This window comes from Stenotrophomonas sp. S39 (genome assembly GCF_016624665.1).
Classification (GTDB): Bacteria; Pseudomonadota; Gammaproteobacteria; order Xanthomonadales; family Xanthomonadaceae; genus Stenotrophomonas.
In genome coordinates this window covers 223,660-240,686 of record NZ_JACVTT010000001.1, presented here as the reverse complement: position 1 = coordinate 240,686, position 17,027 = coordinate 223,660, and the positions used below count along the sequence as shown (strand labels likewise).

Genomic DNA, 17,027 nt, shown 5'->3' with positions numbered 1-17,027 from the left:
ATGAAAACCACCGTGCTTGCCAGTGCGTGCGTTGCCGCGCTGCTGCTTTCTTCTGCTGTATCCGCACAGACCGCGCCCGGCCCGCGCCCGCTGGTGGGCGGCCACGGCAACAACGTGCTGGCCTTCATCGCCGAGCATGACGACAACGCCGATGGCCGCGTGACCTGGCAGGAGTTCGAGACGTTCCGCCGCACCCGCTTCGACGCCACCGATACCGACCGCAACGGCACCGTGGAGGAGGCCGAGTACGTGGCCGAGTTCGACGCCCGCGTGGCAGCCGAGATCGAGCGCGAGCGTGCCGCCCAGGTTGAACAGACCAAGGCCCGCTTTGCCGCGCTGGACACCGACAAGAGTGGGCAGGTATCGCGCGCCGAGTTCGATGCTGCCGGCGAAAAGACCTGGCAGGGCGGACAGAAGGCGCTGGTCAGCAGAACGAGTGAAAACAAGACCGCACCGGAGCGGGAAGCAAAGACCGCCGCCGGTGCCCAGCGCTTCGACAACCAGCGCCGCAGCCGCATCGGCATGCCCACCAGCCATACCGCGGCCGGCTTCCTGGAGCTGTACGACGAGAACGGCGACGGCAAGGTTGAGCGTGCCGAGTACGAGCGCGTACGCGATGCACAGTTCGCCCGTACCGACAGCAACGGCGATGGCCAGCTGGCCCTGGAGGAGTACCTGGCCGAGTTCGAGACGCGCGTGGATCGTCGCATCGATGCGCTGGACCAGGGCGGCGATCGCCAGGTCCACGTGCGCTTTGCCGTGCTCGACGCAGACAAGGATGGCCATATGACCTTTGCCGAGTACCAGGAATCGGGCAAGCGCCTGTTCGAAACCGCTGACCGTAACAAGGACGGCGTGGTCGACGCTGTCGACGCCCGGCTGCCCGCGCCCGAACCGCGCCGCTGATGGTCCGGGCCACCCGAACGGGGTGGCCCGCTGACTTCCCCTTCGTTGCGTTCATCCACCGGTCCGCCCTGGACCGGCTGGGCAACGCTGTGCCTGATCGAGTCGTCGATGAAGCGATGTTCCCTCTTTCTGCTGGCGATCTGCATGGCGCTGAGCGGCCTGCCTTCCGTCGCCGCGGGTGCTGCCGAGCTGCATCGCGATGATGTGCTCGGCACCTCGCTCGACCTGCGCATCGACGCGCCTGAAGCCCAGGCGGCGGCCGCCGGCCGTGCGGCGCTGGCCGAGATCGAACGGCTGGACGCGCTGCTCAGCCGCTGGCGTGCGGACAGCGAGCTGAGTCGCTTCAATGCCACGACCGCGCCGCAGGAACTGTCCCACGACCTGCGCGCCGTGCTGCGCCTGTGCGAGGAATGGCGGGCGCGCACCGAAGGACTCTTCAGTTGCCGCCTGGGCGGGCTTGCCCAGCGTTGGCAGCAGGCCCAGGAAAGCGGCGTCCTGCCGACGCGCGAAGCACTGCGGGCACTGGCCTCGGACGCGAACGCCGCTGAGGTCCGCCTGGACGATCGACAGCCGGTGACGCGCCCACCCGCGGTGATCTTCGACGTGGACGCGCTGGCCAAGGGCTACATCATTGATCGCGCCCTGGCCGCAGCCCGCGCTGCCGCACCGGCGGCCACCGCCATCGGGCTGGATATCGGCGGCGATGCCCGCTACTGGCAGGCCGATGGGGCAGGGCAGGCCTGGCCGGTGGGCGTGGCCGATGCCCGTGCACCACGTGACAATCGCGCCGCACTGGCCACCGCGGGTCTGCGCTCGCAGGCCATCGCCGCCAGCGGCCACGCCACCCGCGGCTACACGGTGGGCCGCCGGCACTACAGCCACATCCTTGATCCCTGGTCGGGCTGGCCGATGCAGTTCGCACCGTCTGCGACCGTCGTGGCGCCCGATGCCAGCAGTGCCGATGCGCTGGCCACCGCACTGTCGGTGATGCCGATCCGCTCCGGCCTGGAGCTGGCCGATGGGCTGCCGGATGTCGCCGCGCTGATCCTCAGTGATACCGGCACGGCCTTCGCCTCGCAGCGCTGGCCCGGCCTGCTGTTGCCGGCAAGCGGCACAACCGTCGCTCCCGAACGGCTGGTCATTGATTACCAGGTGCCCTCGCTGCCCAGCGAGCGCTACCACGCACCGTACCTGGCACTGTGGATCGCGCGCGAGGACGGCAGCCCGGTGCGCCAGTTGCTGGTCCTCGGCGAGCGCTCGCGCTACCTGCAGGACCTGCCGCAATGGTGGCGCCGCTATGGCCGCGACGATCTGCCGGCGATCCAGGGCATCGCGCGGCCCACGCGCCTGCCGGGCCATTACTCGGTGGCGTGGGATGGACGCGATGACCGCGGCCAGGCCTTGCCGCCGGGCGCGTATCGCCTGCAGGTCGAGGCGGCGCGGCAGGGCGGTGGCCACGAATTCCTCTCCGTGCCCATCGATACCGGCCAGGGCAGAGACCTGCCCACGCAGGCGCACGGCAGCAGCGAGATCGGCACCGTGCAGGTCTCAAGGCCCTAGCCACCGTTCTTTCCCGATTACTCCCAGCAACGCAGACCGCGCCGCACTCTGGCGCTCCGCAGCCAGGAACGCCCGGGCGCCACCCGCCCGCGGCACCACCACCTTCCACAACTGCGGAGTCTCCGATGAACATGAAACCCTCGGTGCTGGCCCTGGCCGTCGCCACCAGCCTTGCCATGCCCACGCTCACCCGCGCGGCCGCGCTTGAAGCCGACAGCACCCTCGACACCATCCAGGTGACCGAGACGCGCAAGAAGTCCGACAACCAGAACGTCACCACGCTTTCGGCAAAAAACCTGCGGCAGCAGGGCGCGCAAAGCATGGAAGATGCCATCCGCTACGTGCCCGGCGTGGAAATGGTCGACCTGGGGCGCGCCGGGTTCAACGGCTTCAACATCCGGGGCCTGGAAGCCGACCGCGTGTCGATCACGCTGGATGGCCTCAGCTTCCCGCAGAGCATGGATCCGGGCAGCTACCAGCCGTACGAATTCTTCCGTTCCGGTCGCGGCAGCGTCGATCTGGAGGCCGTCAAGACGGTAGAGATCATCAAGGGGGCCGACGCCATCACCGCCGGCAGCGGCGCACTCAGCGGCGCGGTGATGTTCACCACCAAGGATCCGGCCGACTTCCTCAAGGCCAATGGCAACGACAGCTTCGGCTCGGTGAAGTACGGCTACACCGGGTCCAGCGACGAGAACATGGGCTCGCTGACGCTGGCCAACCGCACCGGCAGGTTCGAATCGCTGCTGGTCTACACCAAGCGTGATGGCCACGAGACCGAATCCTGGTACGACACCACCCTCGACCGGCTGGGCCCGGGGCGCCGCACGCCGGATCCGGCGGACCGCGAAAGCGACAACCTGCTGTTCAAGGTCAACTTCCTGGCCACCGATACCCAGACCCTGGGCGTGGTCTATGAGCGGGCCCGTGCCACCAACGATGTCGACAACTGGACCCGCAGCGACGGCACCGGCTCGTACTTCTTCCGCAGCGCCGAAGACCGCAGCGACCGTGACCGCTATGGCCTGAAGTACACCTGGCGGGCGGGCAACGCGCTGTTCGACAGCATGGAAGCCACCGCCGACCACCAGAAGAACTACATCCAGGGCCAGACCAACGTGCTGGTCGCCAACGGCACCGCCGCGACCTATGGCACCCGCTGCTCGATCACCGACCCGTGCTCGCGCCAGGAAGACCGCTGGGATACCCAGAAGCGCAATCGCGTGGCCCTGGATTTCGACAAGAGCGTGGAGGCTGGCGGCCTGCGCCATGACATCGTGTACGGCGCAGCCTGGCAGCAGGCGAAGATCCACTGGAACTCTGTGGATTCGCGCTGGGGCAACGATGGCAGCCTGTTCACCCGTGACACCGATCCGTCGCTGTGGCCGGACACCCGCGAGACCGACCTGACCGCCTATGTGCGTGATCGCGTGCGCCTGCTCGACGACCGCCTCAGCCTGACCGGCGGCCTGCGCTACGACAGTTACAAGTACACCCCGGAAACCTCGGCCGGCGGCAACGGCCAGTCCGGCTACGAAGATGGCGGCGGCAGCGTCGGCGTCTCGAAGTTCTCCTCGCCCACCTGGAACCTCGGCGCCGAGTTCAAGTTCACCGACACCCAGTCGCTGTGGGTGCAGGGCGGCCGTGGCTTCCGCGCGCCGGGCGTGAATGACATGTACGGTACCTCGTCCACCACCGAAGTGACCCGCGTGTCCGACGGTGCGACCGTCACCGTGCCCGATGGCAAGAGCAACCAGGACCTGGATGCCGAGCGCAGCCTGAACCTGGAACTGGGCTGGCGCTACCAGAGCGACCGCCTGCGCCTGGGCGTCTCGGTGTTCCGTGACAAGTACAGCAACTTCATCGACACCGCGCAGTTCGTCGCCGATGCGGGCACCCAGTACAGCACCACCACCCGCGGCGTCACCACGGTCACCAACGGCTACACCTACACCATGCCGATCAACCGCGGCAACGTGGAAGTGAAGGGCGTGGAAGCGGAGGGCATGTGGCTGCTGGCCGATGACTGGCTGGCCCGCGTGGCCTATTCGTACAACGAAGGCACCGACAACGACGGCGAACCGCTGGCCAGCATCATCCCGGCCAAGGCGGTGGGTGGCCTGACCTACAACGCACCGTCGCGACGCTGGAGCGTCACCGCCAACGTCACCCACCAGCAGCGCAAGGATCCCTCGGATTACGGCAGAAGCATCACCAACGGCAGTTACGGCGTGGAAGTGGTGCCGGTCTACGCCTACAAGGCCCGCGAGTACACGCTGCTGGATGTGTTCGGCAGCTACGCGATCACCCCGAAGATCAACCTGACCGCCGGTGTCTACAACGTCTTCAACAAGGAGTACTACCTGTGGAACCGCGTGCGTACCGCCGGCGCCGGCACGGCCATCTTCCAGGGGGCAACCAGCCCTGATGGCATCGGCCGCTGGTCGCAGCCGGGCCGCAACGTGCGCTTCACCCTCAGCTACGACTTCCTGTAAGCCGAGCAGGGGTCGGAAGCCATCCACGCACGGCGTGGATCTACTGGGCATGGCACCCGCCTTGGTAGATCCACGCCACGCGTGGATGAACCGCCGGAGACCATCCACGCACAGTGTGGATCTACAACGTCCTCTCATACTGGACTTTGATTCCCATCCTGCTGTCGCTGCCGGTGTAGCGCGACGCCGCGCCATCTGCATCCCGATACAACGTGCGCGAGCCCTGCCGCTGCTGCAGTACATTGGACAGCGACAGGTTCAACCGGCTGGCGTCGTCCAGCCTCCAGTCGGCAGCAACATCCAGCGTCCGCTCGGGCGTTGATGCCCGCGTCCACTCGGCGCTGAGACGGTTCGTGCCGCCGCCACTGTAGCTGTAGTCCACGCTGCTGGAGAACCGCTTCGATGCCTGCCAGTGCAGCCCCACGTTCCCGCTCAGCGGCGTCTGGTCGGCCAGCCGGTTGTCCGGCCCCGGCACTGACGCCACGCGTGACACGTTGCGGGTCAGGTTCGCCGTGAACTGGACATCGGCCTCGGTCGGCAGCAGATCGGCCAGTGCGAAGCGCGCATCGAGGGTCAGCCCATGGGTATGTGCCCTGCCAGCGTTGTAGGGCGTGGTGGTCCACAGCCCGTCCTGCACGTACAGCAAGCGCAGGATCACATCATCGATGCGGCGCGCATACGCCCCGAGGCTGACCAACCCATCCTTGCCGATGTAATGCTCGTAGCTGGCATCCAGGCCCCAGGCGATTTCCGGGCGCAGCGCGGGGTTGCCCTGCTGGTCAGGGTTGGTCGGGCCATTGCTGTTGTTGACCGAATACCGGCGCGGCAGCAGTTGCCACGGTTGCGGCGCGCTGAACGTGCGCGCCAGGCCCAGGCGGAACTGGTCCTTGCTGGAAAGCGAGGGCTTGAACACCCACTGTGCGATGGGGCTGAGCACGCTCGAACGGTTGTGCAGGGTACCCGTGATGCGGCTTCCTACCGCGGTTTCCAGACCCTCCCAGCGCAGGCCGAGGTAGGTCTGCAGGCGTGGCGAGGTCCGCCACTGGTCCTGGGCGAACAGCGCGAGGCGGCGGATGTCGGCCTGGTAGTCGTCATCGATCAGACCCAGCGGACGCCCATCGGCGGACTGGTCGCGCTGCACGCGATGCTCGTTGCGCCCGGTGTAGCCGCCGTCCCAGCCGAAGGCCAGATCATGCCGTTCACTGACGCCGCTGATGTACTTGCCGGTGCTGGAGTAGGCCGTGTGGGTTGCGCGCGTGCGCACGCTGCGGTCCAGTGCGAAGTCGCCTGCGGGCGCAAAGCCGAGAAAGGCAAAGTCAATGTCACGGCTGAAGTGCATCACCCCCAGTTTCATCTCCAACGTATCGTCATCACCGATCCGGCGCTTCCATTGGCCATCGGACTTGGCCGTCCACGTGCGCGCGTCGTTGATCCAGCGGTTGCGCGGGTACTCGCTGGGGCCTCCCTCACGCACGGCTTCGTTGCGATCGCGGGTCCAGGCTTCCTTCCTGTACTGCAGCAGGCTCTGCCAGCTGACCTCGTCGCGCTCGCCAAGCGTCCACGTCAGCTTCGGCGCAACATTGAAGGTGCTGGTCTGGCCGTCATAGCGCTCGCGCGTACGGCGCTGGTACAGCACCGCCCCCAGGGCGTCGCTGGCCTGGTCATCGATCGTCGCAGCGCGGCGCTCCTTCGGAGCCGACGCCGCACCGCTCACCGACCACGCCAGGCCCTGTTGCTTGCCTGACAGAAGCACGGTGGCCGCGGGCGCGATGCCGCCGCCCAGTTGCGCCGCACCGAGCTTGAGCGTGCGCTGGCGCGCCTCCCCCGTGCGGCGCAGTACGATGTTGATGGTGCCGGCAATCGACCGCGTGCTGTACTCGGCGACCGCCGTCGGCAGGATCTCGATGCGCTCGACCAGCTCCGGCGAGATCGAATCGATCGAGAACCCTGCGGGCGCCGGGTCACCATCGATCAGGATCTGCACGTAGTCGCCACCCAGGCCGCGCATGCGGATGCCATCGGCAGTGACCGTGACGCCGGGAAGGCGGCGCAGCACGCTGCCGAGCCGATCATCGTGGTGGCGCAGGATGTCCTCGCGGCCGATGCTGACGCGCAGGGTGGGGTCGTCGCGGCGCAGGACCGCCGCAGAGGGACCGGTGACCTTGACCGCCTGCAGGTCGGTCGCGCGGGTCTCCCGAGCAGGCGGTTCAGCAGGCTGGGCGTGTCCGGTGCCGGCCAACAGGCTGATGCCCAGTGCCAGGCTCGCGGCCAGGGTCCGCCGTGGCGGGGCAGTGGGGTGGGTTTGCACGCTTCCATTCCTTCAGGGGTCGAGGGGCGTCCTGCACGAGCAACTCTATCGACCCCGACCCGCGCGCAGCAGCGGGAAGTTGTTGCAGCAGCCATGAGCAGGATTCATGGCGGGACCACCTGTCCTTGCCAACCAGGGTTGGCGTCTACCACAGCATCAAACGATGCTCGGGTCATGCATGCCCCGCAGCTTCTTCTTGTTGATCTTGCCCACGCTGGTACGTTCCAGCGAATCCACGAACGCCACCCGCTCGGGAATCGCATATCGCGACAGGTCCCCGGCACGGCTGCGCGCAGCGATCAGCTCGATGATCTCCGCTTCGTTCACTTCACTGCCTGCATGGCGCACCACCAGCGGCAGGGGACGCTCGCCCCATTTCGTGTCGGCGATCCCGATCACGGCCACCTCGTTCACTGCCGGGTGCAGGGCGATGATGTCTTCCAGCGCGAGCGAGGAGATCCACTCGCCACCCGTCTTGATCACATCCTTGATGCGGTCGGTCACCCGCAGGTAACCCCCCTCATCGATGTTGCCGATGTCGCCGGTGTGCAGGTAGCCGCCCGTCCACAGTGCCGCCGATGCATCGGGGTTGTGCAGGTAGCCCTGGGTCAGCCAGGGCGCACGCACCACGACCTCGCCGGTGGCGACGCCGTCGTGGGCCACGTCCTGCAGGTCCGGATCGACGATTCGCAGATCGACCAGCGGCACCGGAATGCCCGCCTTGGTGCGCAGCGACAGCGCCTCGCCAGCATCGTCCAGCGCATCAACGTCGACCTGTGCCAGGGTCAACAACGGGCAGGTCTCGGACATGCCGTAACCGCCGAAGATATCGACGCCCAGCGCCAGCGCACGCTGTGCCAGTGCCCGCGGCAGTGCCGCGCCGCCGATGATGACTTTCCAGTGGCTCAGATCGGTCTGCGCCGCACTGGGATGTTCCAGCAGCATGTGCAGGATGGTGGGCACGCAGTGCGAGAAGGTCACCTTTTCGCGGGCGATCAGTGCCAGCAGGTTGCCGGGCAGGTAGCGGCCGGGATAGACCTGCTTGATGCCCATCAGCGTCGCCACGTAGGGCACGCCCCAGGCATGCACATGGAACATCGGGGTGATCGGCATGTAGACATCACCCCGGTGCATCCGGCCCTGGCTGGCGGCACTGCCCAGCGCGGCCATCGCGGCCAGCGAGTGCAACACCAGCTGGCGGTGGCTGAAGTACACGCCCTTGGGCAGGCCGGTGGTGCCGGTGGTGTAGAACATCGTCGCACGCGTGTTCTCGTCGAAATCCGGGAACGCGGTAACAGCAGTGGCGTCGCGCAGTCCAGCCTCGTACTCGGTCACGAAACCCGCCGGCAGCTCGCCGCCGGCATCATCCAGCAGGATGCGCGTGCGCAGGTCGGGCAGGTGTTCCTCGATGCCGTCCAGCACCGGCAGGAACTCGCGGTTGGCCAGGATCACCCGCGCGCCGCTGTGGTTGAGGGTATAGGCGATCTGCTCAGGTGCCAGGCGGATGTTCACCATCATCAGCACCGCGCCGATCATCGGCACCGCGAAGTAGGCCTCCAGGTAGCGGTTGCTGTCCCAGTCCATCACCGCCACGGTGTCACCGGGCTTCACCCCCAGCGAGGCCAGCAGGCCCGCCAGCTGGCCGATGCGCGTCTGCAGGGTGCGGTAGTCGAAGCGTACATTGTCGCCGTAGACGATTTCCTGCCCCGGGTTCACCGCCAACGGGGTGAGCAGCAGCTGCTTGATCAGCAGCGGGTAGGCATGTGCATCGGGTGCAGCGGTGGTGGAGGGCATGGACGGTCCTTGTGGGCGGCGCATCGGCGGCCGTTCTTCATGCAGCCACACTAGCAACCCGGCACGCACGCACCAGCGTACCTAGGTACCCGTGCCCGGCTGCGGATGTTTTGCTAATCTGGCTTGAACATGCCAACCCTGCTGATCGCCGACGACCATCCCTTGTTCCGCGCCGCACTGCATCGCGCGACGGAAGAGGCCGTCGCCGACCTGCAGATCAGCGAGGCGGATTCGCTGGACGGCGTGCTGGAGACCCTCGAACGCCAGTCGATCGACCTGATGCTGCTGGACCTGCACATGCCGGGCAACCACGGCCTGGCCGCCACTGGAAATCTCACTCCTCAATCCCCAGAAAAACACTTTCCTCCAGCGGTATCCGTACCTCCACGCACGTCCCTCCCTCCGGCGCCTCCCCCAGCACCAGCACGCCCCGCAGCAACCGCGTACGCTCCTCCATCGTGATCACCCCCAGCCCGGGCCCACGCGAGCGCCGTGCCTGCCGGGGCAACCCAACGCCGTCATCGCAGATGCGCAGTACCGCCAGATGCGCGTCGGTGCTGAATGAAATGGTGGCCGACTCCGCCTGGGCGTGACGCACCACGTTATGCAGCGCTTCCTGGGCGATGCGGAAGAGGTTGATCTTCTGCTCCCGCGTCAGGTCGTCCTCGGTTTCGGCACAGCCAACAAAGGTCACCCGTGGCGGCCCGGAGTGCGATTGGCACAGGCTCTCCAAAGCAGAGGCGAGGGTGCTGAAATGCAGGATACTGGGATGCAGATCGTGCGAGATCTGCCGTACGCGCTCGGAAACATCGGTCAGTTTCCACTGCAGCACTGAAAGGCTGTCCTGGTACGGCCCCGGCAATTGCCGCCTGACGCTGCTCAGCTGGATGGACACTGCAGCGATGGACTGGTTGATGTCATCGTGCAGATCGCGGGCAATGCGCGTGCGCTCTTCCTCCTGCACCTTGATGAGCTGCCCGGCCATCACCGCCATGCGCGCATCGGCCTCTTCGAGCGTGGTGCGCAGGTGCCGCCACTGCTCGGAAATCACCACCATCATCAGCAGGCCCATCACCGCCACCAGCGCGCCGATCTGGATGACGGTCACTGCGGTGCTGCCTTCCCATGGCGTGGTGGCCTCGCCTTCTGCGAAATTCACCTGCAGGCAGCCCAGCGTGAGCATCAGCAGCGAGAGGAACGCGGTGCCGGCACCGCACAGGAACAGCACCACCAGCAAGGTGCACAGCAGGCTGACCACCAGCAGCGTGTGCGCGAGCGCGGCACTGGAACTGAGATTGGCCCACGCGGTTGCCGCCAGCGCGATGAAGATGGCCAGCGGCGCAACCTGGCTCAGCGACAGGCGCGGGCCGGCCCCCGTGCCGCGATGCGTGAGGCCGACATGGATGGGAACGAACAACAGGAAGCCCAGCGCCTGCGCGAGAAAGTTGGAGTGCCAGTAGGTCTGCCATGGCGGCAGGCCCAGCGCGCCACCCACCGTCCAGTACAGCGTGGCGATCAGCAGCGGCAGCACCAGCCCGCAACACACCACGAAGCGCAGCACCCATGCCGAGCTCTGCAATGGGTTGGCGCCGCGTGCGGGCAGGGCCAGGTAGCGGGCAGCGGGGAGCAGCAGCAGGCAGTAGGCGATGTGCAGCGGCAGATACGCGGGAAACGCGACGTCCGTCGCAATCTGCGCCGAAATGCCGCCGACCCAGACGGCACTGGACCAGACGATGGCGCGCGTGCCATGGGTGGACAGCAGCACGCACAGGAACATTGCACCCAGCAGGCAGAGGCCTTGCGGGCTGGAGGAGGCATGCCAGACGTCCATCGTGGCCAGCTGCCCAAGCGCGGCGGACACGGCAATAAGCACGGCCGGCAGCAGCACGGCCGACCCGGGGTCTGCCTTGCCTTGGGTCAGCGCACCAGCGTCCAGGCGTGGGGGAGCGGGGGAGGCCGGACGCACAGGGTCGATGAACTCGCTCATGGAGTCCGGTTGTGTTGGACCGCCGATGATGTTAAGACACCATTCAAGCTGCGCTATCCATTTCCCGACATCTACAGGTGTTGCAGATGGAAACCTGTGCCTCAGTCTCACGTTTCAGCGCCTTCACGCTGAGTGGTTTTGATCCAGAGATATTGCGGGGCGTGGTCCATCACAGCTGTTTCGACCAGCGCCTGCTGGCCGGCGGCGGTTTTACCGCGCGGGTGGAGCGGTTGAGCCTGCAGCGGTGCAGCCTGGATTGCGGGGTGTACTCGCTGCCGGTGCTGGCGCGTGGGGAATTCGATCGCGATGTGATGACGATCGCGATGGCCGTCAGTTGCGATCAGCCACTGTGGGCCAGCGGCCACATAGTCGAGCGCGGCCGCCTGATGGTGTTTGCCGAGCAGTACGCGGTGGACGTCTCCATTCCTGCGCACTGGCGCTGGTGCGTGCTGCGCATCGAGCGCGAACTGTTGATGCGCACGGCGCAGCAGCGCCTGGGCGTCGAACCACGGTTGCCACGGATCGGCTGGCAGTTGCTGGCACCGCCTACCCAGCGCTGCCTGTTGCTGTGCGAGCGCATTCTTTCCGTCCTCGACAGTGCATCCCGCTGGGACGAAACGGCGCAGCAGTCCGCCTTTGCCACGGTCGAACAGTACCTGATCGATGCCTTCGTCGACGCCGTGGTGGAGTGCACGGCCGAGCCCTTCCACGTCAACGAGCTGTTGCAGCGCCGCCTGCGTGCGCTGGCCCAGGCCGAGCGGATGATGGAGGAGAGCCTGGCCGAGGGCATGAAACTGGAGGCGTTGTGCAGTGGGCTGGATACACAACCCCGGCAGCTTGAGCGGCTGTTCAAGCAGGTCCATGGCATGGGCCCGTGCCGCTGGTACAAGCTGGCGCGGTTGAATGAAGCGCGCCGCCGACTGGCCACTGGCGCGCCTGCCGACGGTGTCACCGGCGTGGCCATGGAGCTGGGCTTCAGCCACCTGGGGCGCTTCTCCGCTGACTACCGGCATCTGTTCGAGGAGTTGCCCGTGGAGACGCTGGCCGCGGCCAGGGCACGCCGGGCAGGGGCTAAGTAAATCTACCGAAGCAGGCGCCTGCAGCCGCCGAACTGACACCTCCTTCACGAGTTGGCACCAATGATCGAGCACGAATGGCGCGCCCGCGTAACGCGGAACGGAAGCTCTGTGCGGAGCCACGATGTCCAGCCCCCAAGCGCAAACGCGGATACTTGTTGCGGACGACCACGTGCTCGTCGCCGAAGGAGTGGAGAGCCTGTTGCGTACAGCGGGCCACCCGGTGGTACGCGTCGATTCCGCTGAGCGGCTGCTGCAGCAGGTGCAGTCCGGCAGCTTCGCGCTGGTCATCTCCGATATCAGCATGCAGCACGCCAACGGCCTGGATGCGATGCGCCAGTTGTACGCCACGGGGCTGCAGGTGCCTTTCATCTTCCTCACCATGCACGCCGATCCGTGGCTGGCCAGGGATGCGCTGCGCGCGGGTGCGATGGGCTACGTACTGAAATCCGCGGCCGGCGAAGAGCTGCTGCGCGCTGTGGAGGACGTGATCAACGGCCGCCATTACGTGAGCCCGGCGCTGGCGGCACCGGTGATCGCAGGCGGGTCGTGCCGCACGCCACCGCTCACCGACAAGCAGCGGCAGATTCTCGGCCAGGTCGCGCTGGGCCTGCGCTCAAAGCAGATCGCCTATTCGCTGGGCATCTCGGTGCGCACGGTGGAATCGCACAAGTATGCGTTGATGCAGGCCTTCGGCGTGCACGGCACCATCGAGCTGGTGCGCCGCGCACACGAGCTTGGGCTGGTGGAAAGCGCGACGCGTCACTTTTAGTGATGGCCAGCGCAGAAGACGCGGCATAACCGGTAGAAGTACTGAGGCGCAGCGAAGGGGAATGGGCCACTATGCGCCCACTGACCTTGCCAGCCGGTGGAGCGTTTGCCATGTCTTCCTCCCACCTGATCAAGATGACACGCACCCAGCTCACCGCCATGGTGGTCGGCGGAATGATCGGTGCGGGCATCTTCTCCCTTCCACGCACGTTTGCCGGCGCCACCGGGCCACTGGGCGCGGTGGTGGCCTGGCTTATCGCCGGCCTCGGCATGTACACGCTGGCGCGCGTGTTCCAGCTGCTGGCCGAACGCAAGCCCGACCTCGATGCGGGCGTGTTTGCCTACGCCAAGGAAGGGTTCGGCGACTATCCCGGCTTCCTCTCGGCGTTTGGCTACTGGATCGGCAGCTGCATCGGCAACGTGTCCTACTGGGTGCTGATCAAGTCCACGCTCGGTGCGTTCTTCCCGGTGTTCGGCGATGGCAATACCGTGGTGGCCATCCTGGTCGCGTCGATCGGCATCTGGCTGTTCCATTTCATGATCCTGCGCGGCGTGCAGCAGGCAGCGGCCATCAACAAGATCGTGACCATTGCCAAGGTCATTCCCATCCTGGTCTTCCTGGCCATCATGGTCTTCGCGTTCCGTACGGAGATGTTCACTCTCAACTTCTACGGCGGTGACCTGGAGGGCGGCATCTTCGCCCAGGTCCGCGCGACCATGCTGGTGACCGTGTTCGTGTTCCTCGGCATCGAGGGGGCCAGCGTCTATTCGCGCTATGCCAAGGACCGACGCGATGTCGGCTCGGCGACCATTACCGGCTTCCTGGTGGTGACCACGCTGATGGTGCTGGTGACCCTGCTGCCGTATGCGGTGGTGCCGCGTGCAGACATCGCCGCGATGCGCCAGCCGTCGATGGCCGCGCTGCTGGAGGCGGTGGTCGGGCAATGGGGCGCGATCTTCGTCAGCGTCGGCCTGCTGGTATCGGTACTGGGCGCCTACCTCACCTGGTCGCTGATCTGCGCCGAAGTGCTGTCCGCAGCCGCGCGCACCCGGGACATGCCCAAGGTGTTCGCCCGTGAAAACGCCAACGGCGTGCCTTCGGCGGCCCTGTGGGCCACCAACATCATCATCCAGCTGATCGTCATCAGCACCTACTGGTCGCGCGATGCCTTCAGCCTGATGCTGAACCTGACCAGCGCGATGTCCCTTATTCCGTTCTTCCTGGTGGCCGCCTACGGGCTGCAGCTGACGCGCAAAGGGGAAACCTATGACGTCTGGCCGCAGGACAGGGGGCGCGACCTGTTCCTCTGCGTGGCCGCCACCATCTACACCGCCTTCCTGCTCTGGGCCGGCGGCATCAAGTACATCGTGCTTTCGGCCGTGCTGTATGCGCCGGGCAGCCTGCTGTATCTGTGGGCGCGGCGCGAGCAGGGGCAGAAATTCATCGCCCGGCCCTCCGACGCCGCGATCCTGGTGCTGGCCATCATCGCCGCCCTCGTGGGCGTCTACTGGATCGCGACCGGGTACATCGAGATCTGAGCGCAGCCGGAGAGGGGTGCACGATGAACCCGGCGCAGACCCGGCAGCTTTCCCGGCTGGAGCTGACCGCCCTGGTGGTCGGCTCGATGATCGGCTCAGGCATGTTCGCGCTGCCTGCGGCCTTTGCGCTGCGCACCGGCGGCCAGGGGGCGATGATCGCCTGGGCCATCGCCGGCAGCGGCATGCTGATGCTCGCGCTGGTGTTCCAATCGCTGTCGCGGCTGAAGCCGGAGCTGGATTCGGGCATCTACGCCTATGCGCGGGCCGGCTTCGGGCCCTATGCCGGCTTTCTCTCGGCGGTGGGCTACTGGCTGGGCTGCTGCCTGGCCGACGTGGCCTGCCTCATCCTCATCAAGGCCACCCTCGGGCACTTCTTTCCGGCGTTTGGGGATGGCACCACCGTGCTGGCGATTGCGTCCGCATCGCTGCTGCTGTGGGGCTTCCACTTCCTCATCCTGCGCGGCATCAAGGAAGCGGCGCTGATCAATACCGTCGCCACCGTGGCCAAGCTGGTGCCGCTGGGGGTGTTCGTCTTCTTCCTGCTGCTGCACTTCCAGCCCGATGTCTTCATCGCCAACCTGGCCGGCGGCAGTGACGGTGCTCCCGAGCCGCTGTGGCAGCAGGTGCGCGGCACGCTGCTGGTGACCGTATTCGTGTTCGTTGGCATTGAAGGGGCAAGTGTCTACTCGCGCCATGCGCGCCGCCGCGAGGACGTGGGCATTGCCACGGTCGCTGGGTTCCTGGGCGTGCTGAGCCTGCTGGTGATGGTCACGCTGCTGTCCTACGGCATTCTGCCGCGTGCCGAACTGGCGGCGCTGCGCACCCCGTCCGTTGCCGGCGTGATGGAAGCCATGGTCGGGCGCTGGGGCGTGCTGTTCATCAGCGTAGGGCTGCTGGTGTCGGTGCTGGGCAACTACCTGTCGTGGTCGCTGCTGGCGGCCGAGGTGCTGCATTCGGCCGCCAGCCACGATGCGATGCCGGGGCAGCTGGCGGGCGAGAATGCACGCGGCGTGCCCTCCGCCGCCCTGTGGCTGACCAATGGCGTGATCCAGCTGTTCCTGCTGGTCAGCTGGTTCGCCGAGTACGCCTTCACCCTGGCCCTGATGATGACCAGCGCCATGACCCTGGTGCCTTACCTGCTGGTGGGCGCCTACCAGTTGAAGCTGTCGCTGGGCGGCGAGGGTGCCTCCATGCGCTGGGTGGCGGCGCTGGCCACGCTGTACGCCGCGGCGATGCTGCTGGCCGGTGGCACCCGCTACCTGCTGCTGTCCAGCCTGCTGTACGTGCCGGGCTCGCTGATGTACTGGGCCTGGCAGCGTGGCCGCGGCGCAAGGCTGCAGCGCGGCGAACGGTTGACCCTGGCCCTGCTCACGGTGATGGCGCTGATCGGCCTGGCCGCGCTGGCAAGCGGGCACCTGCGGCTGTGAAGGCACGTTCCCTGAAAAAGGGAGCCGTCCGGCACGCGGGGAGGGGAGGTCCGGGCCGGACGGCCTGATCGATTGCCACACCAAAGCAGACCCTAGGGGGGAGGGGCCTTCGAAGTACGCGCCAGGCGCTCGGTGATGGCCAGCACCAGGGCAGACACCAGCAGCAGGCCATGGATGACCGCCATCATCCGCAGCAGTTCCGGCTCGACGTGCTTGCCTTCTTCCAGCTTCATGAAGGTACGCAGCAGGGCAATGGCCGAAATGGCGATGATCGAGCCCATCAGCTTCATCTTCATCGCCGCGAAATCGACCGTGCCCATCCACGACGGGCGCCGCTCCTCGCCCGAATCGATGCGCGCGACGAAGTTCTCGTAGCCGGCCAGGGTGACGATCAGCAGCAGGTTTGCCACCAGTGACAGGTCGATCAGGCTGAGGGTGAGCATCACCGCGTCAACCGGCGAGAGCTGGGGCAGGGCCAGCAGGCCCTCCGCCAGCTCTCGCAGGAACACCACCAGCAGCAGCACCAGGGCCACCACCAGTCCGAAGTAGAACGGCGCCATGATCCAACGCGCATCGAACAGGCTGCGCGATACGCCGCGGGCCAGCAGGGTGCGCAGGCGGGACATCAGCTGGCCGGCTCGCCGATGTAGTCCGCCGGCCGATCACTGACGTCCGGCCCGTTGTCCTGGCTCACATCGGTCGCGCGATCACTGCGGGTGGTACTGCGCATCTCGCGCCGCGCGTCACGCAGGCCGGTGGCATCCAGCGGGCGGATGCGCATGATGCGGCACTGCTGCGCCATGGGCATGCTGGCCGTGCGTGGGATGACGCTGTCCCAGCGGGCGCTGACGATGCCGAACGAGTTGGTCATCTGCACGGTGTGGGCAAACGACAGGCCCGTACAGCGCCCGCGCAGCTGCAGCAGGTAGCCGCGGCTCTGTGTGGTCCACACCGCAAGCGCGCGGTCACCGAGCGGCGTCCACTGGGTCTGGCGCACGAAGCGGGTGAGCCGGAAGGAGGGCACCGGGTCGCCCGCGTGCTCGAAGTAGAGCGCGATGCGCTCGTTGGTGGTCATCGTGGGGGTGGTGCTGCAGCTGGATGCCAGCGCCAACGCAAGGGCGGACAACAGGACAGTACGCATGGCGACCTCTCCTTTCAGGCGGG

General features: G+C 66.8%; 12 protein-coding genes and 1 pseudogene. 8 read left to right on the top strand and 5 right to left on the bottom strand.

Features of this window, described 5'->3' with window-relative positions:
- From IAE41_RS01080 to IAE41_RS01070, 3 genes are all read left to right on the top strand, one after another.
- Complete coding sequence (locus IAE41_RS01080; protein WP_200731675.1) at positions 1-906, top strand: EF-hand domain-containing protein; 906 nt, start codon at positions 1-3, stop codon at positions 904-906.
- A 108-nt stretch (positions 907-1,014) separates the two neighbouring features.
- Complete coding sequence (locus IAE41_RS01075) at positions 1,015-2,466, top strand: DUF2271 domain-containing protein (protein WP_200731674.1); 1,452 nt, start codon at positions 1,015-1,017, stop codon at positions 2,464-2,466.
- Positions 2,467-2,591: 125 nt separating this feature from the next.
- Positions 2,592-4,961 carry a TonB-dependent hemoglobin/transferrin/lactoferrin family receptor gene (locus IAE41_RS01070; protein ID WP_234458200.1) on the top strand — a complete coding sequence of 790 codons (2,370 nt, stop codon included), beginning with the start codon at positions 2,592-2,594 and terminating at the stop codon, positions 4,959-4,961.
- Positions 4,962-5,082: 121 nt separating this feature from the next.
- On the opposite strand, the gene IAE41_RS01065 is transcribed toward IAE41_RS01070, so the two are convergent.
- Positions 5,083-7,269, bottom strand: a complete 2,187-nt coding sequence (locus IAE41_RS01065) for a TonB-dependent receptor (protein WP_200731673.1) — start codon at positions 7,267-7,269, stop codon at positions 5,083-5,085.
- A gap of 156 nt (positions 7,270-7,425) precedes the next feature.
- Positions 7,426-9,063 carry a fatty acid--CoA ligase gene (locus IAE41_RS01060; RefSeq protein ID WP_200731672.1) on the bottom strand — a complete coding sequence of 546 codons (1,638 nt, stop codon included), beginning with the start codon at positions 9,061-9,063 and terminating at the stop codon, positions 7,426-7,428.
- 129 nt (positions 9,064-9,192) lie between these two features.
- Here IAE41_RS01060 and IAE41_RS01055 point away from each other — a divergent pair.
- Positions 9,193-9,384, top strand: a pseudogene (locus tag IAE41_RS01055) (response regulator); the annotation flags it as partial.
- A 13-nt stretch (positions 9,385-9,397) separates the two neighbouring features.
- Here IAE41_RS01055 and IAE41_RS01050 read toward each other — a convergent pair.
- A complete protein-coding gene (locus IAE41_RS01050) occupies positions 9,398-11,161 on the bottom strand; it encodes a histidine kinase (protein ID WP_200731671.1) in 1,764 nt (587 codons plus the stop codon).
- A 50-nt stretch (positions 11,162-11,211) separates the two neighbouring features.
- Between IAE41_RS01050 and IAE41_RS22685 the strand changes: the two genes are divergently transcribed.
- The 4 genes from IAE41_RS22685 to IAE41_RS01030 all read left to right on the top strand — a co-directional run bounded on the left by IAE41_RS22685 (position 11,212) and on the right by IAE41_RS01030 (position 15,863).
- Positions 11,212-12,129 carry an AraC family transcriptional regulator gene (locus IAE41_RS22685; RefSeq protein WP_200731670.1) on the top strand — a complete coding sequence of 306 codons (918 nt, stop codon included), beginning with the start codon at positions 11,212-11,214 and terminating at the stop codon, positions 12,127-12,129.
- A 121-nt stretch (positions 12,130-12,250) separates the two neighbouring features.
- Positions 12,251-12,898, top strand: coding sequence for a response regulator transcription factor (locus IAE41_RS01040; RefSeq protein ID WP_200731669.1), 648 nt, complete (start codon positions 12,251-12,253; stop codon positions 12,896-12,898).
- A 110-nt stretch (positions 12,899-13,008) separates the two neighbouring features.
- Positions 13,009-14,436: a basic amino acid/polyamine antiporter gene (locus IAE41_RS01035; protein ID WP_200731668.1), complete on the top strand. Its 1,428-nt coding sequence runs from the start codon at positions 13,009-13,011 to the stop codon at positions 14,434-14,436.
- A 23-nt stretch (positions 14,437-14,459) separates the two neighbouring features.
- Entirely contained in the window at positions 14,460-15,863 is a 1,404-nt protein-coding gene (locus tag IAE41_RS01030; protein ID WP_200731667.1) for a basic amino acid/polyamine antiporter, read from the top strand.
- 92 nt (positions 15,864-15,955) lie between these two features.
- Here the strand turns inward: IAE41_RS01030 and IAE41_RS01025 are convergent, their stop codons facing one another.
- On the bottom strand, positions 15,956-16,489 hold the full coding sequence (locus IAE41_RS01025; RefSeq protein WP_200731666.1) for a YqhA family protein: 534 nt from the start codon (positions 16,487-16,489) through the stop codon (positions 15,956-15,958).
- Complete coding sequence (locus tag IAE41_RS01020) at positions 16,489-17,004, bottom strand: DUF6491 family protein (protein WP_079221933.1); 516 nt, start codon at positions 17,002-17,004, stop codon at positions 16,489-16,491. The genes IAE41_RS01025 and IAE41_RS01020 overlap by 1 nt, the downstream gene beginning before the upstream one ends.
- Between the last annotated feature and the right edge of the window lie 23 nt (positions 17,005-17,027).